The organism is Streptomyces sp. NPDC033136, from assembly GCF_055578235.1.
In genome coordinates, this window is the sequence record NZ_JBVIPD010000011.1 from 145,566 (window position 1) to 171,093 (window position 25,528).

Below are 25,528 nucleotides of genomic sequence, written 5' to 3' on the forward strand. Positions count from 1 at the left end.
CCGGGCTGCGACTACCCCGCCTGCCCCATGCCCGCCGCGTTGGGCCAGCTCTGCGCGGCGGGCCACCCCGTGGCCGGCGCCGGCGAGAGCCCGTTCGTCCCCCGGACCTGGGCGGCCGTGAGCCCGCCCCGGGCGGGAACACCGGGCGGGGTGGGCCCGGTGGGCATCGGCGCCGGCATCGGCGCCGGCGCGGTCATCGGGGCCGGGGCCGGGGCCGGAGCCTGGGCGGCCGGGGCGAGCGGCTGCGCCGGCATGAACGGCTGTGCCGGAGCGAGGGGTTGCGCCGGAGCGAGGGGCTGTGCCGGAGCCAGCGGTTGTGCCGGAGCGAGGGGCTGTGCCGGGGCGAGCGGCGGTGCCGGGGCCTGGGCCGCCGGAGCGAGCGGCTGCGCCGGTGCCGGCATGGGCTGCGGAACCGGTTGGGGAGCGGGCTGCGGGGCGGGCTGGGGGGCCGTCGGCATCGGCATCCCGCCGCCCGGGCCCGCCGGCACGGCGGACGCGGCGGCGGGGAGCGGCATGCCGGTGCCGACGGCGGCGGGGGCGGGCGCGGCGGCGGGACCCGGGCTACCGGTACTGATGGCCTGCGCCGCCAGTCCCCGCATCCCGGCCCCGTTCGTCTCGCTCACCAGGCGGTCCACGGCCGCCGTCCCCGAGCTGTAGCTGGTCCCGTTGCCCGGCTCGGGTACGGCGGCTCCCCTCCTGGACGTCCCGTAGAGCACCTGTTCCAGGCCGGACACCAGGCGACGCACGTCCACCTGGGGGCGCACCACGAGACGCAGGAAGCGGCTGGACGAACCGATCTTGTTGCCGCACTCGCGGACCAGGATCCGGTGCTCGGTGAGCATCCGGTCCCGGACCACGGTGCCCTCGGCGCCCACGGGGAGGCGCACGAAGAGGAAGTTGCCCTGGGAGGGGTAGACCGTCAGCCCGGGGAGCGAGGACAGCTGGGAGGCCATGTCGAGCCGGTCCCGGCGCACCTGCTGCAGGCTCTGCGCGTACTCGCCGCCGTGCTCCTTCAGCATGAACACCACGTGCTCGGCGAAGGAGTTGAGGTTCCACTTGGGGAGCATCGAGCGGATCCGGCCCGCGAGGGCCGGGTTGGCGACGAGGTAGCCGAAGCGGATGCCGTGCAGGCCGAAGTTCTTGCCGAGGCTGCGCAGGACGACGACGTTGGGCCGCAGCATCGCCTCCTGGACGACGGACGGCTCGGCCTCGGCGTCCGCGAACTCCAGGAACGACTCGTCGATGACGACCAGGTCGAGGTCGGCCATGGCGTCCATGAACTGCACGATGGAGTGCTTGTGGAGGAAGCCGCCGTCGGGGTTGTTCGGGTTGCAGATCACGGCGACGCGGGTGCCCCGGGCGCGGATGAACTCGGCGTACTGCGCGAGGTCGAGGGCGAAGCCGCTGGACTCCTGGAGCGGGAACATGTCGACCCGCTTGCCGGTCTCCATGGGCTGGTCGGTCCAGCGGCCGAACGTGGGGACGGGGACGGCGAGGGACTCGCGGACCAGCAGGTGGTCGATCCAGGTGATGAGCTCGGTCGAGCCGTTGCCCATGGCCACGCACTGCGGGGGCAGCTGGAGCAGGCTGCACAGCTCGGCCGTGATGGTGTCGGCGCCGGAGGGGTAGTACGTGATGATGTCGCGCAGCTTGCCCGCCATGTCCTCGAACATGGCCGGGGTGGGGAAGTAGGGGTTGCACGGGATGCAGAAGTCCACGGGTCCGGCTTCGTCGCCGCCCTCGCGTGTCAGAGCCGCCATCGACGGGCTGTGGGCCGCGGTACTGCGGAACAGCGACGTGACGTTGTCGGCCATGGAACCTCCGTCTGAGGCGGGTCCGTTGGGGACGGCCGGACCCGACGTTTAAGGGCGGCCCGCGCGGGGGAGCGCGGGCCGCCCTTTGATACGGAGGCCACCGGGACACCGTTCAACCGTCGGAAAACCGGTCGGAACTTGTGTCCTGCCTGTGAAGGCTTGTCAGCGACCAACGAGCAGCGGCCGACGAGCAGCAGTCGATCAGCAGCCGAACGTGTGGATCGTCGTCGTCCGGTACGTCTCCCCGGGCCGCAGCACCGTCGACGGGAACGACGGCTTGTTCGGCGAGTCCGGGAAGTGCTGCGTCTCCAGGCACAGGGCGTCGCCCTGCCGGTAGGTGCGGCCGGACGGGCCGGTCAGCGTGCCGTCGAGGAAGTTGCCGGAGTAGAACTGCAGGCCCGGCTCGTTCGTGGCCATCTTCATCGTGCGGCCGGAGGACGGGTCGCGCAGGGTGGCGACGTGCTCGGGGCGGGCGGTGATGCCCTTGTCGAGGACCCAGTTGTGGTCGAAGCCCTTGGCGGTCACCAGCTGCGGGTGGGAGACACGGATGTCCCGGCCGATCGGCTTGGCACGGCGGAAGTCGAAGGGGGTGCCCGCGACCTTGGCCAGCTCGCCCGTGGGGATCAGACCCGAGTCGGTGGGGGTGTAGCGGGAGGCCGCGATCCGGAGCTCGTGGTCCTCGATCGTGCCGCTGCCCTCGCCGGCGAGGTTGAAGTAGACGTGGCTGGTGAGGTTGACGACGGTGGCCTTGTCCGTGGTGGCCTCGTAGTCGACGCGCCAGTCGCCGTCCCGGGTGAGCGTGTAGGTCACCTTCGTCTTGAGCGTGCCCGGGTAGCCCATCTCGCCGTCGACGCTCGTGTAGTACAGGTGCAGGCCGACGTCGGAGCCCTTGGTGAACGGCTCGATGTCCCACACGCGCTTGTCGAAGCCCTGTGCGCCGCCGTGCAGGCTGTTCTCGCCGTCGTTGACGGAGAGCTGGTAGTTCTTGCCGTCGAGGGTGAACTTGCCCTGGCCGATGCGGTTGCCGTAGCGGCCGATCAGAGCGCCGAAGTACGGGCTCTCGGCGACGTAGTCCTCGATGTTGTCGAAGCCCGCGGAGACGTTGGCGTAGCGGCCGCGGCGGTCGGGGATCTCCAGCGACTGGACGATGCCGCCGTAGGAGAGCACCTTCAGGCGGGTGCCGCCGTTCTCCAGCGACCAGCTGTATATCTTGGTGCCGTCGGCGAGCTTGCCGAAGAGCGTCTTCACCGGCTTCCTTCCTCCCCTGGCGTGTGCCGTGCCGCCGAGCGTGGTGGCGCCTAAGCCCGCAGCCGCCGCTCCCGCGATGACCGTGCGTCTGTTCAGTTCCATGTGTGCGGCTCCCGATAAGGAGAGGGCCCCGCATGGTGGCGGGGCCCCGATCTGACTTATGAACCGACCTTGCGCTTGTTCCACACGTCGAACCCGACCGCCGCAAGCAGCACCATGCCCTTGATGACCTGCTGCCAGTCGGTGCCGATACCGACGAGATTCATACCGTTGTTCAGCACGCCCAGGACCAGGCCACCGATGATCGCGCCGAGCACGGTGCCGACACCGCCGCTCATCGACGCGCCGCCGATGAACGAGGCCGCGATCGCCTCCAGCTCGAAGTTGAGGCCGGCCTTGGGAGAGGCCGCGTTGAAGCGGGCGGCGAAGACCAGACCCGCCAGGGCCGCGAGCATGCCCATGTTCAGGAAGACAAGGAAGGTGACCTTCTTGTCCTTCACACCCGACAGCTTGGCCGCCGGGAGGTTGCCGCCGATCGCGTAGATGTGGCGGCCGATGATCGCGTTGCGCATCACGTAGCCGAAGCCGACGAGCAGCACGCCCAGGACGAGCAGCACGATCGGGGTGCCCTTGTAGCTGGCCAGCAGCATCGTCAGCGTGAGGATGGCGGCGCCGAGCGCGACCAGCTTCAGCAGGAACAGGCTGGTGGGCGGGACGTCGAGCGAGAACTCCTGCTGCCGCCTGCGGTCACGGATCTCCTGGAAGACCACGAAGGCGATCAGTGCGAAGCCCAGCAGCAGCGTGAGGTTGTGGTAGTTGGTGTCCGGGCCGACTTCGGGCAGGAAGCCGTTGGCCATCTTCTGCAGGCCCCGCGGGAACGGGCCGAGCGTCTGGCCCTCCAGGAAGATCTCCGTCAGGCCGCGCCAGATCAGCATGCCCGCGAGGGTCACGATGAACGATGGTATGCCGCCGTAGGCGATGAAGAACCCTTGGATGGCGCCCGCGAGCGCGCCCACCGCCAGACACAGGATCACCGCGACCGGCCAGGGCAGATCGTTCCTGACCATGAACACGGCCGCCATCGAGCCGATGAACGCCGTCAGTGATCCGACCGACAGGTCGATGTGGCCGGCGATGATCACCAGCATCATGCCCATCGCGAGGATGAGGATGTAGCTGTTCTGCAGCACCAGGTTGGAGACGTTGCGCGGCAGCAGCAGGTCGCCGTCGGTCCACACGGCGAACAGGGCCACGATCAGGCCCAGGGCGATCAGCATGCCGTACTGCCGCATGTTGCGGCGCATGCCGTCCATCACCAGCTGCAGCAGGCCGCCGCCCGCGGTCCCTCCGCCCTTGCCCGGCGGCGCGGGGGCCGGGCTCTTGGCGGTCACGTCCGTGCTCATCGGGTTACCTCTTTGTCCTTCGTCATCTGACGCATCAGCGATTCCTGGGAGGCCTCGGCCCGCGAGAACTCACCCGTCAGCCGTCCCGCGGCCATCGTGTAGATGCGGTCGCACATACCGAGCAGTTCGGGCAGCTCGGAGGAGATGAAGACGACCGCCTTGCCCTGGGCGGCCAGCTGGTCGATGACCGTGTAGATCTCGTACTTGGCGCCGACGTCGATACCGCGCGTCGGCTCGTCCAGGATCAGCACCTCCGGACCCGAGAAGATCCACTTGCTGAGGACGACCTTCTGCTGGTTGCCGCCGGACAGCTTGCCCACCGGCTCGAAGACGGTCGGCGCCTTGATGTTCATGGACTTGCGGAAGCCCTCGGCGACCTGCCGCTCCTCGTGCTCGTCGACCACACCGCGCTTGGCGACCTTGCCCAGGGCGCTCAGCGAGATGTTCCGGTTGATGGTGTCGATGAGGTTGAGGCCGTAGTGCTTGCGGTCCTCGGTGACGTACGCGATGCCGTGCTTGACCGCCTCGGGGACGGACTTCGTGCGGATCTCCGTGCCGTCCTTGAGGACCGTGCCGCCCGCGTACCGGCCGTACGTCCGGCCGAAGACGCTCATCGCGAGCTCGGTGCGGCCGGCGCCCATCAGGCCCGCGATGCCGACGATCTCACCGCGGCGCACCTGGAGGGACACGTCGTCGACGACCTTGCGCTGCTGGTCGATCGGGTGGTGCACGGTCCAGTTGCGGATCTCCAGGGCGGGCGCCGCCCCCTCCTCGGGCTCGTGCGGCGACCGCTCCGGGAAGCGGTGCTCCAGGTCGCGGCCGACCATGCCGCTGATGATCCGGTCCTCGGTGGTCTCCGGGGCTTTCACATCGAGGGTCTCGATGGTCTGGCCGTCGCGGAGGATCGTCACCGAGTCGGCGACCTTGCGGATCTCGTTGAGCTTGTGGGAGATGATGATCGCGGTGATGCCCTGCTTCTTCAGCTCCAGGATCAGGTCCAGGAGCTTGCCGCTGTCCTCGTCGTTCAGCGCGGCGGTCGGCTCATCCAGGATGAGCAGCTTCACCTTCTTCGACAGGGCCTTCGCGATCTCCACGAGCTGCTGCTTGCCCACGCCGATGTCGGCGACGCGGGTGTCCGGGTGGTCGGAGAGACCGACCCGGCGCAGCAGTTCGGTGGCGTGCCGCAGGGTCTCGGTCCAGCTGATGATCCCCCGGGTGGCGTGCTCGTTGCCGAGGAAGATGTTCTCCGCGAGGGAGAGGTAGGGCACCAGGGCCAGTTCCTGGTGGATGATCACGATGCCGCGCTCTTCGCTGGCCCGGATGTCCTTGAACTGGCAGACGTCTCCCTCGAAGAGGATGTCGCCCTCGTAGGTGCCGTGCGGGTGGACGCCGGAGAGGACCTTCATCAAGGTCGACTTGCCGGCGCCGTTCTCCCCGCAGATGGCATGGACCTCGCCCTGCCGGACGGTCAGCGTGACGTCCGAGAGCGCCTTGACGCCGGGAAAGGTCTTGACGATCGAGCGCATTTCCAGGACGGGTCCCGCCATGGTCGTGCCTTCCAATCAGTGGTGAATCGTCGGTCGGTGGCGGGGACTACTTGAGGTCGCTCGCCTTGATGTAGCCGGAGTCGACGACCTCCTTCTGGTAGTTCGACTTGTCGACCGCGACGGGCTCCAGCAGGTAGGCGGGGACGACCTTCGAGCCGTTGTCGTAGGTCTTGGTGTCGTTGACCTCGGGCTTCTTGTCGTTCAGCAGCGCGTCGACCATGTTCGAGGCGACCTTGGCGAGCTCACGGGTGTCCTTGTAGACGGTCATCGACTGCTGGTCGGCGATGATCGACTTCACGGAGGCGAGCTCGGCGTCCTGGCCGGTGACGACCGGCAGCGGCTTGTTCTTGGAGCCGTAGTCGTCGGACTTCAGCGCCGACAGGATGCCGATGGAGATGCCGTCGTAGGGGGAGAGGACCGCGTCGACCCGCTCGCGCTTGTAGGACGAGGTCAGGATGTCGTCCATGCGCTTCTGGGCGGTGCCGCCGTCCCAGCGCAGGGTGGTGACCTGGGTCAGCTCGGTCTGGCCGGAGCGGACGACGAGCTGCTTCTTGTCGATGTAGGGCTGCAGGACGTTCATCGCGCCCTGGAAGAAGTAGCGGGTGTTGTTGTCGTCGTTGGAGCCGGCGAACAGCTCGATGTTGAAGGGGCCCTTCTTGGAGCCGTCCTTCAGGCCGAGCTTCTCGACGATGTAGGTGCCCTGGAGCTCGCCGACCTTCTCGTTGTCGAACGACGCGTAGTAGTCGACGTTCTCCGTGCCGAGGATCAGGCGGTCGTAGGAGATGACCGGGATGTCGGCTTCCTTGGCCTGCTGAAGCACGTTGTTCATCGACTTGTTGTCGATGGCGGCGACGATCAGCGCCTTCACACCCTGGGTGATCAGGTTCTCGATCTGTGAGACCTGCTGGTCCGGGTCGTCCTCGCCGTAGACCAGCTGGGTCTTGTAGCCCTTGGACTCCAGGTCCTTCTTGACGTTGTTGCCGTCGGCGATCCAGCGCTCGGAGGACTTGGTCGGCATCGCGATGCCGATGGTGCCGCCCTTGGTGTCGCCGTCGCCCTCGTTGCTGCCGCCCTCGCTGTTCTGGCCGCAGGCGGAGAGGGTGAGGGAGAGGGAGGCGGCTGCGGCTATGGCGGCGAGAGCGGCTCTGCGGTTACGCATGATGATCATCCTTGATCTGTGTGCAGGGCTCGGTCCGGGAGGCGCGAGGCGCGAAGTCGCTCCGGGTGGTCGTGCCGGAAAGACCGAGAAGAGATGTGTCGGATTGTGCGCGGCTGTGTCTTCTTCTGTGAAGCCGAGTAGCCGGAACGTTATGACGAGATTTCGAAGCGTTGCAGATCGCCGGGCAGCCTCGAACCGAGCGGCGCCATGTCGCCGTCGGCACCGTGGCGGGCCAGGAGATCCAGGGCGAGCCGGCCGCGCCGCACGCGTTCCTTGGCGGTGGCCAGGGTCAGCTCCCGCATGTGGTGTCCGTAGGGGTAGATCCCGGGCGCCTTGGACAGGCCGAACTTCAGGTAGAGCGGTGCGCCGCGCCGGATCAGCTCGGCGACCTCGTACATCCGGACGTAGCCGCCGAGGTCGTCGGGGGCCTCGATGTACATGTCCATCGGAGCGCCGGAAACCCGGCGTATCTCGGTGAGGTGATCGAGCGTCAGGTCGCTCGGCACGTTGACCGAGTCGGCGCCGAGACGCTCGTAGACCGCGTAGGCGGCCGGGTTGACGGGGCCGATGAGCGCCGAGACCTTCAGCGTCGTGTCGGCCGGGATGATCCCGGCGGCTCTCGCCCGGTGCAGGGTCCACAGCACGCCCTCGTCGGCGACGAGCAGGCACTTGACGCCCAGCTCCGTCGCCCTGACGGCGTCTTCGACGCAGCCGGCGACGGCGTCGTGGCCACGGGCGCGCAGTCCGGCCCCCCGCGAGTCGGTGCGCGTGGACCCGCCGATGTCCCACGTGCCGCGCGGGCCGGTGAACAGGCAGAGCTCGATGTCGCGTTCGGCCGTCGCTTCGGCCATCTCGGTGATCTCGGCGTCGGTCAGCATCCACACGCCGCTGCCCTGGCTGATCCGGTGGATCGGCACGTCCAGCCGCGAGGCTTCCTTGAGGACCACGGCCAGCGCCTCGGGACCCTCGCACGAGGGGATCTCGGTGCGCCAGCGGCCGCCGCCGGGGAAGGAGTGCGGCGAGGTGTCGGCGGGGTCGAGGGCGGGGGCGTTCAGGCCCAGGGCGGTGAGTGCCTGCTCACCGGGCCTGCGGGCGGCCGGGGCGGAAGCGTCGGTCACGGGAATGTCCTTTGGTTCGATATTTCGGACGAGGTTCGCGGCTCTGGGTAGGTCCTGGCGTCACATTCCCCTCGTCCGCCCGGAGGGCGGGCCAGGCACCGTCAGGCAGACGGGAATGTGGCGCCAGGGCCTTACGGCAAGGCTGGGTGTACGCCGGCACGGGAGCCGTCAGGTTGCCCCCGCACCGGCGTACGTCTAGGGGCGGAGCAGCACCTTGCCCACCTTCGGATCACCGGCTCCCACCAACTCGATGGCCTGCGAGAACTCGGCGAGCGGCAGCTCGTGCGTCACCAGCGGCAGCGGGTCGAGCAGCCCGGCGGCGAATACCCGCACCGTGTGTGCCCAGGCGTCCGGCGGCGCACCGAAGACGGTGTGCACCTCCAGCTGCCGTACGACGAGGTCGGTCGGGTCGAGGCCGTCGGCGCCCGGCGCCGGGATGCCGGTGAGGACCAGCCGGCCACCGCGTCTGAGCAGGGCGGCGGAGATCCGGGCGGCGTCCGCCGACCCGGCCGTCTCGATCACCACGTCGAAGTCGTCCGGGAGCTCCTCGTCCTTCGTCCGGAAGTCCGTAGCGCCGTACTGCCGCGACAGCGCCTCACGGTCCCGGCGGGTGCCGACGACCAGCAGCTCGGCCGGCGAGTTCGCCTTGAGGAACTGCACGGCGAACATGCCGAGGGTGCCGGTGCCGACCACGGCGACGCGCTCGCCGGGCTGTGCGTTGCCCTTCAGCGCGGCGGCCGCGATGCACGCGGCGGGCTCCAGGAGGGCCGCGGCCGTGAGGTCGCAGTCGTCCGGTAGGGCGTGCAGGAGGCGGGCCGGGAGCGTCAGCGTGGCCGCCATCGCGCCCGGCTGTGTGAACCCGGTCTCCTCGTACCCGGCCGTGCACAGTGTCGTGTCGCCCGCGTGGCAGCGGTCGCAGACCTGGCAGTTGCGGAAGCCCTCTCCGACGACCTTGCGGCCGACGAGGGACTCGGGAACACCGGCGCCCACGGCCTCCACCGTCCCGGACCACTCGTGGCCCGGGGTGAGCGGGTAGCGCACGTAGCCCTCGGGGCGGTTGCCCTGGTAGACCTCGCGGTCGCTGCCGCAGATCCCGGAGGCGTGGACGCGCACCAGCGCCTCGCCGGCCCCGGGCCGCCGGGGCTCGTGCGGGACGAGGCGGTGCTCGCCCGGGGCGTCGATCACTACCGCGGTACTCACGTGGCTCCTCCGGGTTTCGAAGGTTTCGGTCGCCGCTGGTGGGTTTCCGGCGGCCGGACGGTCACTGGGTGCCCTTCGGCTTGCGCTGTTCCCAGCCCTCCGCCCAGAGGTCGAAGCGGGCCTGCTGCTGCGGGAACTCGGCGGCGGCGTCGACGTCCAGCTCCACACCGAGGCCGGGGGCGTCGGAGAGGTGGAAGCAGCCGTCCTCCGGGTTCACCTGCGGGGCGCCCTTGACCACCTTCTTGATCTCCGCGTCGGCGAAGTCGTTGAAGTGCTCAAGGATCTTGAAGTTCGGGGAGGTGAAGCCGACCTGGAGGGAGGCGGCGGTCAGGACCGGGCCGCCCACGTTGTGGGGAGCCACCAGCATGTAGTGGGTCTCGGCGGTCGCGGCGAGCTTCCTGGTCTCCCAGATTCCACCGATATGGCCGACGTCCGGCTGGATGATGTCGACGGCCTGGCTCTCGAACAGCTCCCGGAACTCGATCCGGTCGTGGATGCGCTCGCCCGTGGCCACCGGCATGTCGACCTTGGCGGCGACCTTCTCCAGGGCCTTCAGGTTCTCCGGCGGAACCGGCTCCTCCAGCCACGCGGGCTTGAACGGCGCCAGTTCCTTGGCCAGGCGCACGGCCGTGGCGGGGGAGAAACGGCCGTGCATCTCCAGCATCAGCTCGGCGTCGGGGCCGATGGCGTCCCGGACCGCCTCGATCAGGGAGACGGCGTACAGGGTCTGCTGGTGGTCCAGCTCGAAGTGGCCGGTGCCGAAGGGGTCGATCTTGAGCGCCCGGTATCCGCGCTCCATCACGCCCTGGGCGGCCTTGTGGTAGGCCTCCGGGGTCCGCTCGGTGGTGTACCAGCCGTTGGCGTACGCCTTGACCTTGTCGGTGACCTTGCCGCCCAGCAGCTGCCAGACGGGGACGCCCAGGGCCTTGCCCTTGATGTCCCAGCAGGCCATCTCGATCACGGCGATACCGGACATCACGATCTCGCCCGCGCGGCCGTAGTCGCCGTACTTCATCCGCTTGACGAGGTCCTCGACAGCGAACGGGTCGGAGCCGAGAATGTGGTTGGCCTCAGCCTCTCTCAGGTAACCGAGCAGGGCGTCGGTGTGTCCCAGCATCCGGGTCTCGCCGACTCCGGTGATCCCCTCGTCGGTGTGCACCTGGACGTACGTCAGGTTGCGCCACGGCGTCCCGACCACGTGTGTGCTGATTCCGGTGATGCGCACGGCGGTTGTCCTCGCAGCTTCGTCGGCTCAGTTCCGTCAGTGTTCCGTCGGTGTGCCGCAGGCTGTGTTCGAGATTTCGGCACACGTTCGAAATGCTGGCGTGACAGTAAGGATGCGGCGGTGGGAGTGTCAATGGGTCGCGCCAATAACGGTTTCGACAGTTTCGAAACCAGGGTCGGGGTGTGTCCCTACAGAACCTTCACAGCTGGATCTAGGAACCTGACCGGCGCGGAACTTAACCTGCCCGCGTCATGGACTACTGCGACCCGTGCCGACGGCACCTCAACGGCGCGCTGGCCTGCCCCGGGTGTGGCACCTCAGCCGAATCGCTGCGCTGGCGCGAGCCGGAGCACGGCGTGTACGGCACCCCCGCGTCCGGGAGCGCCGGCGGCGCACCGCAGAGGCCTGGGGAGCCGGGCGGCTCGGAGGGACTCGACGGCCTGGTGGGCTCGGAGGGTCCGGACGGTCTGGATGCCCCGGGCGGCGATGCCCCGGGCGGCCTGGATGACAAGTACGGCGAGTACCGCGAGCAGGGCGCGTACGGCGAACACGACGAGCACGGCGAATACGACGAGCACAGCGAACACGACGAACACGACGAACACGGCGAGGACGGCGAGGACGGCGAGCACGACGAGGACGCACCGTCAGGCCGTGCCGCACGGCGGCGCGGACGCGGACGCGGTCCGGCTGCCGACGGCCCGGGTGGGGCCAGTCGCCGGGACCGGAAGGCCGCGGCGCACCGTCGCAGGCGGCGCCGGACCCTGTTCGTGGCCGCGGGATTCGTACTGGCGGCGGGCGGGCTGAGCCTGGCCGAACTGGGTATGGACGCGCCCCGGCCGACACCGAAGCCGGCGTCGGCCGGAGGCGAGTCGCCCGACGGGGACGCGTCGACGGAGGCGGGCAAGCCGGGCCCGACTACCGGCGGAGGCGCGGGAACTGAGAGGGCATCGGACTCGCCATCTCCGGGGGCGTCCGGTTCCCCGTCGGCCTCGGAATCCCCGGATGACGGGGCGTCACCGTCCCCGACGGACGACGGGCCGACGAAGGACTCCCAGTCGGCCACGGCAGGGGGTTCCCCCAGCGACCCGGCGTCGGGTCCCACGGCCGCTCCACCGGCCCCCGCGCCGACTCCGACGTCCGACCCGACCACCAAGGCCCCGGAACCGGAACCGTCCCCGTCGGAGTCGTGCGAGCGGTTCCTGTGGTGGTGCACTTGACTTGCACCTCGGGCTGAAGCTCGAGGAGGGCCGCCCGTGGCCACCCCTCATCGGGAGCACGCACGGCACGGGCCGGCGGGACGAGCGCGTCCGCGGGGCCTCCTGACGGCGCGCCGGGCGTCAGCCCAGCATGCCCCGCAGGGTGTCCCGCAGCGCCACCCGCTCGCCCTCCGACAGCCCGGCCAGCGGCTCCCGGGCGAACCGCAGCGACTCCCGCAGGCTCCGGGCCACCCGGCGTCCCTCCGCCGTCGCGGCCGCGACCTTCACCCGGCGGTCCGTGGGGTCCGGCTGCCGCTCCACCAGCCCCCGCGCCTCCAGCCGGTCCACGATGCCCGTGACGTTGGACGGCTCGCACTTCAGCCGCTGCGCCAGCCTCCGCATGGGCAGCGGTTCGAGGCACAGCAGGCTCAGCAGCCGCGCCTGCGCGCCCGTCAGGGCGTGTTCCGCCGCCGCGGACTCGTAGTCCTCGTGGAACCGCGCCACGACCTCCCCGATCAGCTCGACGACCTCGAGGGTCAGTGGATCAGGGCGGTTCGTCACCCTTTGAGGGATCGGTGTGGTAGAGGCCATGCCCACCAGGGTACCCGGTTATTTGACAACCTGAAATTTTCAGGAGCATGGTTGTTTCAGGTACTGAAACATCCGTATCGAGTCAGTGAGGTAAGGCGCATCATGACCGACACCCCCGCCCTCCCCGCCGTCAGTCGCGAGTGGCACCTGCTCAGCCGCCCGGTCGGCTGGCCGAAGCCCGAGGACTTCGCCCTGGTCGAGGCGGAGGTCCCGCAGCCCGGTGAGGGACAGGTCCTCGTCCGGAACAAGCACCTCTCCGTGGACCCGTACATGCGCGGCCGGATGAGTGCCGCGAAGTCCTACGTGGCCCCGTTCGAGCTGGGCAAGGTCATGCAGGGTGGCGCCGTCGGCGAGGTCGTGGCCTCGAACGCCGAGGGGCTGTCCGTCGGGGACCACGTGCTGCACTTCTTCGGGTGGCGCGAGTACGCCGTCGTGGCGGGGAAGAACGCCGTCAAGGTGGACCCGGAGACCGCGCCGCTGTCGACGTACCTCGGTGTGCTGGGCATGACCGGCCTCACCGCGTACGCGGGGCTGCTGCGCACCGCCGCCTTCAAGGAGGGCGACACCGTCTTCGTCTCCGGTGCCGCCGGTGCCGTGGGCGGCCAGGTCGGGCAGATCGCCAAGCTGAAGGGCGCCTCGCGGGTCGTGGGGTCCGCCGGGTCGGCCGAGAAGGTGAAGCTCCTCGTCGAGGAGTACGGCTTCGACGCCGCCTTCAACTACAAGGACGGGCCCGTGAGCGAGCAGCTTCGCGCCGCCGCTCCCGACGGGATCGACGTCTACTTCGACAACGTCGGCGGTGACCACCTGGAGGCGGCCATCGGCTCCCTCAACGAGGGCGGCCGGATCGCCGTCTGCGGCATGATCTCCGTCTACAACAACACCGAGCCCGCCCCGGGCCCGAAGAACCTCGCCCGTTTGATCCAGACCCGCGGCCGTATCGAGGGCTTCCTGGTCGGGGATCACTACGACCTGCAGCCGCAGTTCGTGCGGGAGGTCGCCCCCTGGGTCGCCTCCGGCGAGCTGAAGTACCGGGAGACCGTCGTCGAGGGCATCGAGAACAACCTGGAGGCGTTCCTGGGCGTGCTGCGCGGTGACAACACCGGGAAGATGATCGTCAAGCTCTGACGCCCTCTACGCGCGGGCGGCCCGCGGGAACAGCACCGTGACGCTCGTGCAACGCCGGTCGTTGTGTACGCGGAGGCCGCACCCTTGGACGTGGGGTGCGGCCTCCGTCCGTGCCCGGTCAGGCAGCGAGCGCCGCCGTGTGGACCGCCCGCGCCAGGCGGTCGTTCTCGGGGGCCGCGCCGCCCGGGTAGGCGAACCGGCGGCGCGTGTAGCCGTACGCCAGGCCGCTCCACGGGTCCGCGAAGGCCTGGGAACCGCTCGCGCCGCTGTGCCCGATCGTCCCGGCACCGAGGAACGGGTGCGACGCGTCTGCCGTGGTCTGGAAGCCCAGACCGAACGACTTGTGGGCACGTGACACCAGCTCGTAGCCGACCGAGTGCAACTGGCCGAACTCCGCGACGGTGTCCGGCTTCAGCAGCGGCGCCTGCCCGTCCACCTCGCTGATCGCCGCCGCGTACATCCCGGCCAGGCCCCGCGCGGACGCCACCCCGCCCACCGAGGCCGGGCCCTTCGCGCGGATCAGCGGCATGTTCGGGAGCGAGGCGAGGTCGGTCGGTTCCACACCGTGGCGGTTGAAGGCGATCGAGGCGAGCGTGTGCGGACCGGTGGGCGTGGCGTCGAGGACGGCCTGCTGTGCGGCGGTCGGGGCCATCGGCTGGGTATCGCGGAAGCGTGCCTCCTCGGGCGCGGGCAGGCCGAGGTGGAAGTCCAGGGCGTACGGGGCCCTGACCCGCTCCTGGTAGACCTCCTGGAGCGTGCGGCCCGTGGCCCGGCGGACGACCTCGCCCACCAACGCGCCGATGACCAGCGCGTGATAGCCGAAGGCCGTGCCGGGGCGCCAGAACGGCCGCTGGTCGGCGAGGCGTTCGGCGACCTGGCGGTCGTCGGCCAGCTCCGCGAGGGTGAAGCCGGTGTCCGTGCCGACCACCCCCGCCCGGTGCGCGAGCAGATCGCGCAGGGTCAGCGCGCCCTTGCCCTCAGCCGCGAACTCCGGCCAGTAGTAGGTCACCTTGCGGTCCAGTTCGAGTGTGCCGTCCTGGACGAGGAGGGCCGCGACCAGGGAGGCCGCGCCCTTCGTGGACGAGAACACGCCGTAAAGGGCGTCCGCTTCGGTCCCCGCCCACAGGTCGACGACCTTCCGGCCGTGGACGTAGGCGCACAGCTGCCCCTCGTAGTCGGCTCGTTCCCCGGCCACGAACGCGGCGAACTCCTCGCGCACCGCCTCGAAGCCGTCCGCCACGGTGCCGTGGATCTCCTGCGTCATCCGCTCTCCTCAACTGAACCGCTGTGTGCCACTGTGAACAATGCCCCCGCCACCTGGCGAATTCTCCCCCGGGTGGCCCCGGAAGAGTGGTTCGGTGCGTCACGCGTGACGTCACCCGAGTTCGTAACCGCACGTGTCACCGCGGTTCTCCGGGCCGGGGGCGAGCGGGAGCGAACCCGCCGTGGCGAGGGCAAGGGCGACGAACAGTGCAGGTCTCGCAGGAACGGCTCTCCTGGTGCGCACGCGTACCTCCTGACGTACCTCCTGAGAGGCTTCCTGAGATCGGTACGGTGAGGTGTACCGGTTCGACTCAACGGCAGCATGAGCGCGTTGGTGTCACCGCTGACCCGGATGACCCCCTCCCGAGCGGGCGGCCCGCCGGGCCGGACAGGTCCGTGGCTGTGAAACCGGTGTGACCGGAGCGCGTTCAAGAGTCCGGCACCTGCCCCGATAAGGTGCTTCCATGCGCGATCTCGGGGTGGGTTTCCGGTACCTGCTGAAGGGCCAGCGATGGGTGGCCCGGCACGGCAAGCAGTACGGCTTCGGGCTGCTCCCGGGCCTGATCACCCTCGTCCTGTACGCGGCGGCGCTGGTGGCGCTGGCGCTGTGGGGAGAGGACGCCGTGGGCTGGGCGACGCCGTTCGCCGACGACTGGCCGAGCCCGTGGCCCGGCCTCTTCCGCGGCTTCCTGACCGCCGTGCTGTTCGCCCTCGCCCTGCTCCTCGCCGTCGTGACGTTCACCGCGGTGACCCTGCTGGTCGGGCAGCCCTTCTACGAGAACCTCTCCGAGAAGGTCGACCACGACGTGTCCCCGGACGGCCACGCCCCCGAGTCGGGCCTGCCGCTCTGGCGCGAACTGTGGATCTCCGCCCGTGACAGCCTCCGGATCGTCCTGCGGGCCGCCCTGTGGGGCGTGCTGCTGTTCGCGTGCGGCTTCATCCCGGTCGTCGGGCAGACGGCCGTCCCGGTGATCGGGTTCCTCGTCACCGGGTTCTTCCTCACCGAGGAACTGACCGCCGTCGCCCTCCAGCGCCGCAGCGTCGAACTGCGCACCCGCCTCACCCTGCTGCGCTCCCGCAAGACCCTGGTCTGGGGCTTCGGCACGCCGCTGGCCGTGGCCTTCCTGGTGCCGTTCGTCGCGGTGTTCCTGATGCCGGGCGCGGTCGCCGGCGCCACCCTCATGGCCCGTGACCTGCTGGGCGAGGAGATCCGGGAGGGCGGCGAGGAGGACGGCCAGCCCGTCAAGACTCTTCTGAAGCCACCTTCAGGATCGTCCTCACCTGCGTGATGATGTCCAGCCGGTTCCGCTCGAACTCCGGGTCCGTGACCTGCGTGGTGTTCCCGGCGCCGAACTGCAGCACGGGCGTGTGCACATGCCCGCCCGGCAGCCTGTCGCGCAGCCCCAGCCGGTCCCGCAGCAGCGTCGCGCGGTAGGCGATCTCGTTGGACAGGTAGTCCCCGCCGCCGCCCGCGCGAGCGGTCGACCCGGGAGTCGGGCCCTCCGGGCGTACGACGGGCTCGGTGCCGCCGGCGGGGATCTCGGTGACGCTCGTGTTGTCGTACACCGGGAAACGGCCGGTGTCCGCGGCGACGATCTCCCGGTACGGCAGCGTGGTCGTGGTCCACTGCGGCTGCGAGGCCGGGTCGGTGACGGGGACGGTCCCGGTGCGGCCGACGGTGAGGTTGTCCCCGAAGCCGCCCCGCCAGGCCCCGTTGGTCCGTTCGATGTCGAACCGCCCGACCCGGCCCTGGCTCACGGTCGTGAACAGGTCGACCTTCGGCAGGTGGGGACGGAGCGTGCGCTCCACCGTCCCCTCCGTGAAGTCCTGCCAGCGCACCGGGAACACGGCCGTCTCGATCCGGGCCGGGCCGTCCGCCGTCTGGAGGACCGTGCCGTCGAGGGCGAGCGCCGTGGCACCGGACGGATTGGAGATGCGGATGTCCCGGTCCAGGGTGAACGGGTCGAAGCCGGTGAGCAGGATCCGCTTCACGCCCTTGCCGTGCGGGAGAATGGTGGTCTGGCCGCGCGAGGTGCGTTCCAGTTCGTCCAGCAGCGCCGCCCGCCGCCGGTCCGTCAGACCGAACTCCGGCTCCCAGGTCCGCACCTCACGCGTCATGCCGAGCCGCGCCCAGTACAGCGGCCGGTCGTCGTCCCGGCTGATGTCTCCCCCGGCAGGCCCGCGTCCCTGCGCCCGGTCGACGGCCCGCCGCCACAGCGCCGTTCCCGCCCGGGTGACGGCCCGGCGGGCCTCCCCGTAGGAGCGGGACGCGTCGAGCGTCCGGGCCAACCGCGGGGCGACGGTGTCGAATCCGGAGCGACGCAGGATCTCCTGAGGGACGGCCCGGTCGAGCCGCCGCTCCTCGACGGTGGGGGAGGCCGCGCTCTCCGCGGCGCTCGCGGTCGTGGGAGTGGTCAGACCGGTCAGCAGGGCGAGGCCGAGGACGCCGAGGCGAACGCGCAGGGAAGTCAAGGGTGTTCGGACCTTCCGTCACGGTTGGGGGGTAGGGGGGGTGCGGTGGCGTGGTGCCGGACGGCCGCAGTATCGCGTGACGGACGCGGCCGACGCCATGGGCGGGGCCCTCGTGACCGCCCAGGACGCGAGGCCGTCCAGCTCTCCCTCGCCCCCGGCGGAGCGGACCCGGCCCGCGCGCCGGCCGGCTTCGCGGGCGTCGAGGCGGACCGGGCGAGAGCACCGAGGCGACCGTCGAACTGCCGCGCCGGGCCTTCGAGATCTGGGACGGGGCGACCAAGCCGTGGTCGTTTGTGAAGGGTTCGTACGAGATCCAGGTCGGGCGGTCGATCGCGGACCGCAGGATGACCGCGATGATTAACGTCTGATACGGGACAAGTTCCCCACCGAGCAGCCCCGGTCCGGGACCTGACCCCTGGACCGGGGCTCGTGGGTCGCCACGGTCAGCGCACGCCGAACCCGTACACCGTCTCCGAGCGGAACACCTCACCCGGCCGCAGCACGGTCGTCGGGAACTCCGGCCGGTTCGGCGAGTCGGGGAAGTGCTGGGTCTCCAGCGCGATGCCGGCGCCGGGCGCGAAGGGCTCGCCCAGATGGTCGGCGGTGTACAGCTGGAGACCGGGCTCGGTGGTCGCCACCGTCAGCACCCGCCCGGACGCCGGGTCGTACAACTCGGCGACCTCGACCGCGGTGTCCGTCACGCCCTTGTCGAGCACGAAGTTGTGGTCGTATCCGGAGCCGGCCTTGCGGGCCTCGCGGAAGTCGAAGCGGGTGCCGGCCACATCCTCCGGGCCGCCGCTCGGGATCAGGTCCGCGTCGACCGGCGTGTACCGGGAGGCGGCCAGCCGCAGCTCATGGCCGCCCGCGTCGCCGGAACCGGCCAGGTTGAAGTAGCTGTGGTTCGTCAGGTTCACCACGGTCGGCGCGTCCGTCACCGCCTCGTACACGATGCCCAGCGCGCCGCTCTCCCGGAGCGTGTACGTCGCCGAGACCTCCAGCCGCCCGGGGAAGCCCTCCTCGCCGTGCGGACTGATCCGCGACAGCCGCACCCCGTGCTCGACCGGCGTCGCGTCCCACACTCGCTTGTCGAAGCCGCACGCCCCGCCGTGCAGCGAGTTCGGCCCGTTGTTCGGCTCCAGTGCGTACGTCCGCCCGTCCAGCGGGAAGCGGCCGCCGGCGATCCGGTTGGCGTACCGCCCGACAAGGGCGCCGAGATACGGCTCCGGATGGGCGAGATACCCGTCGAGATCCGGGAACCCCAGCACCACGCCCGCGGCCACCCTGTGCCGGTCCGGCACCTCCACGGACTGCACGATCCCGCCGTACGACAGGACACGCACCCGTACGCCCGCCCGCTCCAGGGTCCAGCGGTGCACCGGGGACCCGTCGGAAAGTGTGCCGAAGAGTTCGTTCATGTGCGGAACTCTAGTAGTGCTTGGTCAGGGGGTCTTCGCGGTGACGGTGCGGTAGGCGATCTCCGCCAGCCGGGCCTGTCCGTTCACGCTGGGGTGGAAGTAGTCCCAGCGGCTCAACTGGGCCGTGCCGAAGCGGTAGTCGTACACCGCGCCCTCGTCGTGGCGGCACCGCTTGTCCTCGGCGCAGACCTCCTTGAGAACCTTGTTGTAGTCCTCCACCCGCTTCTGCACCGTGTCCCGCCGCAGCTTCGCCGCCGAGCCCAGGGCGTCCGGGTCACCCAGCATCGACGGGCAGATGCCCAGCTGCCACACCTGCTTGGCCATCGGGCTGGTGCGGCCCTCGGACCACAGCCGCTTCAGGTCCGGCACACTCGCCACGAACACCTGTGCCTTGGGCAGGGCCTTGCGCAGGGAGCGCAGCGAGTCCTCGAAGTCGGCTCGGAAGGCGGAGACCGGGGTCATCGCCGAGGGCGTGGACCGGCAGGCGTCGTTGGCCCCGACCAACACCGTCACCAGCTGCGGTTTCCGTCGCACGGCCCGGGCGATCTGCCCGGGCAGATCGGCCATCCGCGCCCCGGTCACGGCGTAGTTCCAGCTCCGCTCGGCGGCGCCGGTCCGCCCCAGCAGCCGCACAGCGAGCGAGTCGACCTCGGGGCTGGCACCGGTAGCCCAGGACGCCTCCGGGCAGTCCGACAGCACGTCACACGCGTCGAACCCGCGCGTGATGGAGTCACCGACGGCGGCGACGGAGCTGGGGCTGCGGTCCCACAGGGGCGTGGGCTTCGCAGACGGCTTGGCACTCCCGGACGGGGCGGGGGAGTCGCCGCCCACGGCATCGCACCCGGCAGCGCCCAGCACGGCCGCTGCCAACACGGCGAGCACGCCCCGTGAGCGGTGGCCTCGCATCCGCATTCCTGGTCCGTCCCCTCGCCGCGCCGTGCCTGTATCCCCAACCGATAACAACGCATGAGGGTTCCCGGCCGATCAGGTGCAACGGCTCACACCCGTACAAGCGTCCCCCTGGGTGAATGGCGGGCGTTTCCCGGCACCTGGACCGACCGTACGTCACACTCCTTGCGCCCCCGCACGGTAGCCTCGCCATCAACGTGACCCGCCCGGTCACAGCCGTTCCGCCCGTTTCCAAGATGTCCCGCTCTGCCCGGAGGTTCCGGTGACGACACGTGGAGTTCTGTACGTGCACTCCGCGCCGCGCGCGCTGTGCCCGCACGTCGAGTGGGCCGTCGCCGGGGTGCTCGGCACGCGCGTCAGCCTGGACTGGATCCGCCAGCCCGCCTCCCCGGGCACCTGGCGCTCGGAGTTCTCCTGGCAGGGCCGGGCGGGTACGGCGTCCCAGCTTGCCTCCGCGCTCCGCGGCTGGCACCTGCTGCGCTTCGAGGTCACCTCGGAACCCTGCTCCACCGCCGAGGGCGAACGCTACAGCTGCACCCCTGGCCTGGGCATCTTCCACGCCGTCACCGGCATCCACGGCGACATCCTCATTCCCGAGGACCGCCTGCGCGCGGCGCTGCAACGCAGCCGGCGCGGGGAGACCGACCTGGAAGCCGAGCTGAACAAACTCCTGGGCAAGCCCTGGGACGACGAGCTGGAGCCCTTCCGCCACGCAGGCGAGGGCGCCCCGGTCCGCTGGCTCCACCAGGTGGTCTGATCTCCGCTCCGCACAGACGAAAGGGCCCCACCGAAAGGTGGGGCCCTTCACGTGGTACGTGTGGGGAGCCGGTCTTCTCAGACGGTCCGGAACGCCAGCACCACGTTGTGCCCGCCGAACCCGAACGAGTCGTTCAGTGCGGCGATACGGCCCTCGACCGGCAGCTTGCGGGCCTCACCGCGGACCACGTCCGCGTTCGCCTCGGCCTCCGGGTCCAGGTTCTCCACGTTGATCGTCGGCGGAGCCACCCGGTGGTACAGCGCGAGCACCGTCGCGACGGACTCCACACCACCGGCACCACCGAGCAGATGCCCGGTCATCGACTTCGTCGCGGACACCGCGAAGTGGTCGGCGTCGTCGCCGAACACCTTCCGCAGCGCCTTCAGCTCGGCGATGTCACCGGCCGGCGTCGACGTGGCGTGCGCGTTGACGTGCACGATCTCCGCCGGGTCCAGGTCGGTCCGCTCCAGCAGGTTCTGCAGGGCGTGCGAGATGCCCCGCCCCTCCGGTTCCGGCTGCACGATGTCATGGCTGTCGGCGGAGATGCCCTGCCCGACCGCTTCGGCGTACACCCGGGCCCCGCGCTTCGCGGCGTGCTCGGCGGACTCCAGGACGACGACACCGGCGCCCTCACCGAGGACGAACCCGTCACGGGCGGTGTCGTAGGGGCGCGACGCGCCCTGCGGGTCGTCGTTGTTCTTGGACATCGCCATCATGTTGCCGAACGCGGCGATGGGCAGCGGGTGGATCGCCGCCTCCGTGCCACCCGCGACGACGACGTCGGCGCGGCCGGTGCGGATCATCTCGATGGCGTAGCCGATGGCCTCGGCGCCCGAGGCGCAGGCGGAGACCGGCGTGTGCACGCCCGCCCGGGCCCCCACGGCCAGCCCCACGTTGGCCGACGGGCTGTTGGGCATCAGCATGGGCACGGTGTGCGGGGAGACGCGGCGGACGCCCTTCTCCTTCAGCACGTCGTACTGGTCGAGCAGGGTCGTCACGCCGCCGATGCCGGAGGCGATGACCGCCCCGAGCCGGTCGGGGTCGACGGCCGGGTCCTCGCCGGCCTTCGCCTCGAAACCGGCGTCGGCCCAGGCCTCCTGGGCCGCGACCAGCGCGAACTGCGCCGAGCGGTCCAGTCGGCGGGCCTGCGGCCGGGGAATGACCTCGGTCGGCTCCACGGCCACGGGGGCCGCGATCTTGACGGCCTGGTCGGCCGCCCACTCCTGCTCCAGGGGCTTGACGCCGGAACGTCCGGCGATCAGGCCCTCCCAGGTAGAGGCTGCGTCGCCACCCAGCGGTGTGGTTGCGCCGATACCGGTGACGACCACGGTGCGATTGGTCGAGCTCACGGGAATTCTTTCTCCAACGGATCCGAGGATTAAGCGGCGCCACCGCCGGGTGGCGGGGCAGTCGGCCCGAAGGCCTTGATCGGTCGATCAGCCCTGGTGCTTGAGGATGTAGTCGGTCGCGTCGCCGACGGTCTTGAGGTTCTTGACGTCCTCGTCGGGGATCTTGACGTCGAAGCGCTCTTCGGCGGCGACGACGACCTCGACCATGGACAGCGAGTCGACGTCCAGGTCGTCGGTGAAGGACTTGTCCAGCTGGACGTCCTCAACCGGGATGCCGGCGATCTCGTTCACGATCTCGGCGAGACCGGCGACGATCTCTTCCTGAGTGGCGGCCATGTCGGCGCTCCTTCGTAGATATTCAGAGGGTGTGGCGGGTGGTTCTTCCCGTCCCGGACCGCATGATCCGGCACGGAGTGCCTAGGGGAGGGTAACGACAGTCGCGGCGTAGACGAGACCCGCCCCGAAGCCGATGACGAGCGCGGTGTCGCCGCTCTTCGCCTCGCCGGTCGCCAGGAGCCGCTCCATCGCGAGCGGGATCGAGGCGGCCGAAGTGTTGCCGGTGGTGCGGATGTCACGCGCGACCGTGACGTGCTCCGGCAGTTTCAGTGTCTTCACCATCGAGTCGATGATCCGCACGTTGGCCTGGTGCGGGATGAAGACGTCCAGGTCGTCCACGGTGATCCCGGACGCGTCCAGCGCCTGCTGGGCGACCTTCGCCATCTCGAACACGGCCCAGCGGAACACCGCCTGGCCTTCCTGGGTGATCGCGGGGAACTTCTCGACCGTCCCGTCGCGGTAGTCCGTCCACGGCACGGTCTGCTTGATGGTGTCGGACTTGTCACCCTCGGAGCCCCACACGGTCGGGCCGATCGCGGGCTCCTGGGACGGGCCGACCACGACCGCGCCGGCCCCGTCGCCGAACAGGAAGGCCGTCGCGCGGTCCTCCAGGTCCGTCAGGTCACTCAGCCGCTCGACACCGATCACCAGGACGTACTCCGCCGAGCCCTCGACGATCATGCCCTTGGCGAGGGTGAGGCCGTAGCCGAAGCCCGCGCAGCCCGCCGAGATGTCGAAGGCGGCGGCCTTGTCGGTGCCCAGCTTGTCGGCGATCTCGGTGGCGACGGCCGGGGTCTGCTTGAAGTGCGAGACGGTCGAGACGATCACGCCGCCGATCTGCTCGACGGAGATGCCCGCGTCCGCGATGGCCTTGCCGGACGCCTCGACCGACATCGCGGCGACGGTCTCCTCGTCGGAGGCCCAGTGCCGGGTCTCGATGCCGGAGCGCGAGCGGATCCACTCGTCGGACGACTCGATCGTCTCCAGGATCACCTCGTTCGGCACGACCCGGGTCGGGCGGTAGCCGCCGACCCCGAGGACGCGCGCGTACGGGGCGCCCTTGCTGGGCTTGATCTTCGCCATGCTCTCGGGCTCCTTGTCAGGCACCCGCCGCGTCAGCGGCGGGTGCCGGCGCCTCGGCGATGAGCTCGCGAGCCGCTTCGAGGTCGGCGGGGGACTTCAGGGCCAGCGTCTTCACCCCGGGCAGGGCCCGCTTGGCGAGGCCGGTGAGGGTGCCGCCGGGGCACACCTCGATGAGGGCCGTGACGCCGAGCTCCTTGAAGGTCTCCATGCACAGGTCCCAGCGGACCGGGTTGGCGACCTGGCCGACCAGACGGTCCAGCACCTCGGTTCCGGCGGCGACGGTCCGACCGTCCTTGTTGGAGACGTAGGTGACCTCCGGGTCGCCCGGCGTCAGGGCCTCGGCGGCCTTCGCGAGCGCGTCGACCGCGGGGGCCATGTGGTGCGTGTGGAACGCGCCCGCGACCTTCAGCGCGACGACCTTGCGCACGCCCTCGGGCTTGTCCGCCTCCAGCGCGGCGAGCTGCTCCTTGGTGCCGGCCGCGACGATCTGGCCGGCACCGTTGACGTTCGCCGGCGTCAGGCCCAGCTTCTCCAGGTGCGGAACCGTCACGGCGGGGTCCCCGCCCAGCAGCGCGGACATGCCCGTCTCGGTGACGGCGGCGGCCTCGGCCATGGCGAGCCCGCGGGTGCGGACCAGGCGGAGCGCCTCCTCGTGGGGGAGCACTCCGGCGAGCGAGGCCGCGGTGATCTCACCGACGCTGTGCCCCGCGATGGCCCCGACCTTGCGAGGGAGGTCGGCCGGGTCGTCGAACAGCATGGACGCGGACGCCATTCCGGCCGCGACCAGCAGCGGCTGCGCCACCGCGGTGTCGCGGATCTCCTCCGCGCCGGCCTCGGTGCCGTAACGGATCAGGTCGAGTCCCGCGGCGTCGGACCAGGCCTCGAGGGCACCGCGAACACCGGGGAAATCGAGCCATGCAGTCAGGAAGCCGGGCGTCTGGGCGCCCTGGCCGGGAGCGACGAGTACGAGCACTCTCACACTCTCTCTTGGGTACGGGCACGGCCGCCCGTGGGGACAGGGACGAAGAACACGAGGGGGTTTTGTCGAGCTTCGACAAAACCTTAGGGCTGGAGATCTCCATCGACCAGACGCCCCAGGATCAGCGCTATCCGTAGCGTGAAGGCAGAGCGTACATCGGAGGGTGACCAACCGGTGACGTCAGTCACACGTCGCAGCCGGTAGCGAACAGTGTTGGGATGCACGAACAGCATCCGGGCGGCGCCTTCGAGACTGCTCGCCTGCTCCAGATAGACGCTGAGGGTCTCCAGGAGGGCCGCGCCGGCCTCCTCCAGCGGCCTGTAGATCTCCTCCACCAGTTGCTCGCGGGCCGAGGGGTCACCGGCCATCGCCCGCTCGGGGAGCAGGTCGTCGGCCAGGACCGGGCGCGGGGCGTCCTGCCAGGCGGAACACGCCTTGAGGCCCGCTGCGGCGGCCTGCGCGGACCGGGTCGCGGCCAGCAGGTCGGGCACCACCGGGCCCGCCACGACCGGCCCGGCGGCGAACGGGCCGATGAGCGACTTGGCGACGGCCAGCGGGTTGTCGCTGCCGCCCGCGATGACGACCAGCCGGTCGCCGAGCACCCCCGTGAGCACCTGGAGCTTGGCGTGCCGGGCCGCGCGCCGTATGGCCTCGACGGTCAGCTCGCTGTCCCCGTCGGGGGCGGTCCCCAGCACCACGCAGACGTGCTCGGGCGAGTTCCAGCCGAGGGCGGCGGCCCGCGAGACGGCCCCCTCGTCGGCCTCGCCGCTGAGCACGGCGTTCACGACCAGGGACTCCAGCCGGGCGTCCCAGGCGCCGCGTGCCTCGGCGGCCTGCGCGTACACCTGGGCGGTGGCGAACGCGATCTCCCGGGCGTACACGAGCAGCGCCTCGCGCAGCACGCTCTCGTCGCCCGGGGCCGCGACCTCGTCGATCGCGGACTCCATGACCTCGATCGTGGTGCGCACCATCTCCACGGTCTGGCGCAGCGTGATCGCCCGGGTCAGTTCGCGCGGTGCCGTGCCGAACACGTCGGTGGAGATGGCCTGCGGGGCGTCCGGACGCCGGAACCACTCGGTGAACGCGGCGATGCCCGCCTGCGCGACCAGCCCGATCCAGGAACGGTTCTCGGGGGGCATGGCCCGGTACCAGGGCAGCGTCTCGTCCATCCGCGTGATGGCCTGCGCGGCGAGCGATCCGGACGACTTCTCCAGTCGCTTCAGCGTGGCGGCGTGCGGGTGGACGTCGTGGGCTGCGGCTTCGTTCTTGCTGGTTTCGGGTTCGGGCACGGGGACAAGACTGCCTTATCCGGACGGGAGGGTGCGCCGCCGGGTCT

At 70.5% G+C, this 25,528-nt stretch carries 22 protein-coding genes and 1 pseudogene; 5 read left to right on the plus strand and 18 right to left on the minus strand.

The annotated features are described in order from the left end of the window. Positions 1-11 precede the first annotated feature (11 nt). The 8 genes from ACZ5TL_RS21805 to ACZ5TL_RS21840 form a co-directional block, all read right to left on the minus strand. The gene (locus ACZ5TL_RS21805) at positions 12-1,814 is read right to left on the minus strand and encodes a pyridoxal phosphate-dependent aminotransferase (RefSeq protein ID WP_468591731.1); all 1,803 of its coding nucleotides are present in this window, start codon (positions 1,812-1,814) and stop codon (positions 12-14) included. 201 nt (positions 1,815-2,015) lie between these two features. After that, on the minus strand, positions 2,016-3,164 hold the full coding sequence (locus ACZ5TL_RS21810; protein ID WP_468591733.1) for an aldose epimerase family protein: 1,149 nt from the start codon (positions 3,162-3,164) through the stop codon (positions 2,016-2,018). A 56-nt stretch (positions 3,165-3,220) separates the two neighbouring features. Next, entirely contained in the window at positions 3,221-4,465 is a 1,245-nt protein-coding gene (gene mmsB / locus ACZ5TL_RS21815) for a multiple monosaccharide ABC transporter permease (protein ID WP_468591734.1), read from the minus strand. After that, a complete protein-coding gene (gene mmsA / locus ACZ5TL_RS21820) occupies positions 4,462-6,012 on the minus strand; it encodes a multiple monosaccharide ABC transporter ATP-binding protein (RefSeq protein WP_468591735.1) in 1,551 nt (516 codons plus the stop codon). Before mmsA ends, mmsB begins: the two co-directional genes overlap by 4 nt. A gap of 46 nt (positions 6,013-6,058) precedes the next feature. Beyond that, positions 6,059-7,171 (minus strand): multiple monosaccharide ABC transporter substrate-binding protein, encoded by a 1,113-nt coding sequence (gene chvE / locus ACZ5TL_RS21825; RefSeq protein ID WP_468591737.1) that lies wholly within the window; start codon positions 7,169-7,171, stop codon positions 6,059-6,061. A 149-nt stretch (positions 7,172-7,320) separates the two neighbouring features. After that, entirely contained in the window at positions 7,321-8,289 is a 969-nt protein-coding gene (locus tag ACZ5TL_RS21830) for a hypothetical protein (protein WP_468591738.1), read from the minus strand. 195 nt (positions 8,290-8,484) lie between these two features. Then, entirely contained in the window at positions 8,485-9,489 is a 1,005-nt protein-coding gene (locus ACZ5TL_RS21835) for a zinc-dependent alcohol dehydrogenase (protein WP_468591739.1), read from the minus strand. 61 nt (positions 9,490-9,550) lie between these two features. Then, complete coding sequence (locus ACZ5TL_RS21840; protein ID WP_468591740.1) at positions 9,551-10,714, minus strand: mandelate racemase/muconate lactonizing enzyme family protein; 1,164 nt, start codon at positions 10,712-10,714, stop codon at positions 9,551-9,553. Positions 10,715-10,965: 251 nt separating this feature from the next. On the opposite strand from ACZ5TL_RS21840, the gene ACZ5TL_RS21845 reads away from it, so the two are divergent. Next, positions 10,966-11,934 (plus strand): SCO2400 family protein, encoded by a 969-nt coding sequence (locus tag ACZ5TL_RS21845; RefSeq protein ID WP_468591741.1) that lies wholly within the window; start codon positions 10,966-10,968, stop codon positions 11,932-11,934. A gap of 120 nt (positions 11,935-12,054) precedes the next feature. On the opposite strand, the gene ACZ5TL_RS21850 is transcribed toward ACZ5TL_RS21845, so the two are convergent. Continuing rightward, complete coding sequence (locus tag ACZ5TL_RS21850; protein WP_468591742.1) at positions 12,055-12,504, minus strand: MarR family winged helix-turn-helix transcriptional regulator; 450 nt, start codon at positions 12,502-12,504, stop codon at positions 12,055-12,057. 102 nt (positions 12,505-12,606) lie between these two features. Here ACZ5TL_RS21850 and ACZ5TL_RS21855 point away from each other — a divergent pair, with 102 nt between their 5' ends. Further along, positions 12,607-13,629, plus strand: a complete 1,023-nt coding sequence (locus ACZ5TL_RS21855) for an NADP-dependent oxidoreductase (protein WP_468591744.1) — start codon at positions 12,607-12,609, stop codon at positions 13,627-13,629. 118 nt (positions 13,630-13,747) lie between these two features. Here the strand turns inward: ACZ5TL_RS21855 and ACZ5TL_RS21860 are convergent, their stop codons facing one another. Further along, a complete protein-coding gene (locus tag ACZ5TL_RS21860) occupies positions 13,748-14,893 on the minus strand; it encodes a serine hydrolase domain-containing protein (protein ID WP_468591745.1) in 1,146 nt (381 codons plus the stop codon). A gap of 463 nt (positions 14,894-15,356) precedes the next feature. Here ACZ5TL_RS21860 and ACZ5TL_RS21865 point away from each other — a divergent pair, with 463 nt between their 5' ends. Then, positions 15,357-16,181 (plus strand): EI24 domain-containing protein, encoded by an 825-nt coding sequence (locus ACZ5TL_RS21865; protein WP_468591747.1) that lies wholly within the window; start codon positions 15,357-15,359, stop codon positions 16,179-16,181. Here ACZ5TL_RS21865 and ACZ5TL_RS21870 read toward each other — a convergent pair. After that, positions 16,135-17,364, minus strand: a complete 1,230-nt coding sequence (locus tag ACZ5TL_RS21870; RefSeq protein ID WP_468591748.1) for a pyroglutamyl-peptidase I — start codon at positions 17,362-17,364, stop codon at positions 16,135-16,137. The two genes, ACZ5TL_RS21865 and ACZ5TL_RS21870, sit on opposite strands and share 47 nt — an antisense overlap. 111 nt (positions 17,365-17,475) lie before the next feature. Here ACZ5TL_RS21870 and ACZ5TL_RS21875 point away from each other — a divergent pair. After that, a pseudogene (locus ACZ5TL_RS21875) lies at positions 17,476-17,732 on the plus strand (fibronectin type III-like domain-contianing protein); the annotation flags it as partial. Between the two features lie 75 nt (positions 17,733-17,807). Here the strand turns inward: ACZ5TL_RS21875 and ACZ5TL_RS21880 are convergent. Both ACZ5TL_RS21880 and ACZ5TL_RS21885 read right to left on the minus strand, forming a co-directional pair. Next, a complete protein-coding gene (locus tag ACZ5TL_RS21880; protein WP_468591749.1) occupies positions 17,808-18,779 on the minus strand; it encodes an aldose epimerase family protein in 972 nt (323 codons plus the stop codon). Positions 18,780-18,803: 24 nt separating this feature from the next. Next, positions 18,804-19,691: an SGNH/GDSL hydrolase family protein gene (locus ACZ5TL_RS21885; protein ID WP_468591751.1), complete on the minus strand. Its 888-nt coding sequence runs from the start codon at positions 19,689-19,691 to the stop codon at positions 18,804-18,806. A gap of 259 nt (positions 19,692-19,950) precedes the next feature. Between ACZ5TL_RS21885 and ACZ5TL_RS21890 the strand changes: the two genes are divergently transcribed. Further along, a complete protein-coding gene (locus ACZ5TL_RS21890; RefSeq protein WP_468591753.1) occupies positions 19,951-20,445 on the plus strand; it encodes a DUF3145 domain-containing protein in 495 nt (164 codons plus the stop codon). A gap of 77 nt (positions 20,446-20,522) precedes the next feature. Here the strand turns inward: ACZ5TL_RS21890 and fabF are convergent, their stop codons facing one another. From fabF to fasR, 5 genes are all read right to left on the minus strand, one after another. Next, the gene (gene fabF, locus ACZ5TL_RS21895; protein WP_468591755.1) at positions 20,523-21,794 is read right to left on the minus strand and encodes a beta-ketoacyl-ACP synthase II; all 1,272 of its coding nucleotides are present in this window, start codon (positions 21,792-21,794) and stop codon (positions 20,523-20,525) included. A gap of 87 nt (positions 21,795-21,881) precedes the next feature. Beyond that, a complete protein-coding gene (locus tag ACZ5TL_RS21900; protein ID WP_003989952.1) occupies positions 21,882-22,130 on the minus strand; it encodes an acyl carrier protein in 249 nt (82 codons plus the stop codon). 81 nt (positions 22,131-22,211) lie between these two features. Continuing rightward, positions 22,212-23,213, minus strand: coding sequence for a beta-ketoacyl-ACP synthase 3 (locus tag ACZ5TL_RS21905; RefSeq protein ID WP_468591757.1), 1,002 nt, complete (start codon positions 23,211-23,213; stop codon positions 22,212-22,214). A 16-nt stretch (positions 23,214-23,229) separates the two neighbouring features. Beyond that, positions 23,230-24,186 (minus strand): ACP S-malonyltransferase, encoded by a 957-nt coding sequence (locus ACZ5TL_RS21910; protein ID WP_468591758.1) that lies wholly within the window; start codon positions 24,184-24,186, stop codon positions 23,230-23,232. 89 nt (positions 24,187-24,275) lie between these two features. After that, the gene (gene fasR, locus ACZ5TL_RS21915) at positions 24,276-25,481 is read right to left on the minus strand and encodes a fatty acid biosynthesis transcriptional regulator FasR (protein WP_468591759.1); all 1,206 of its coding nucleotides are present in this window, start codon (positions 25,479-25,481) and stop codon (positions 24,276-24,278) included. Positions 25,482-25,528 lie beyond the last annotated feature (47 nt).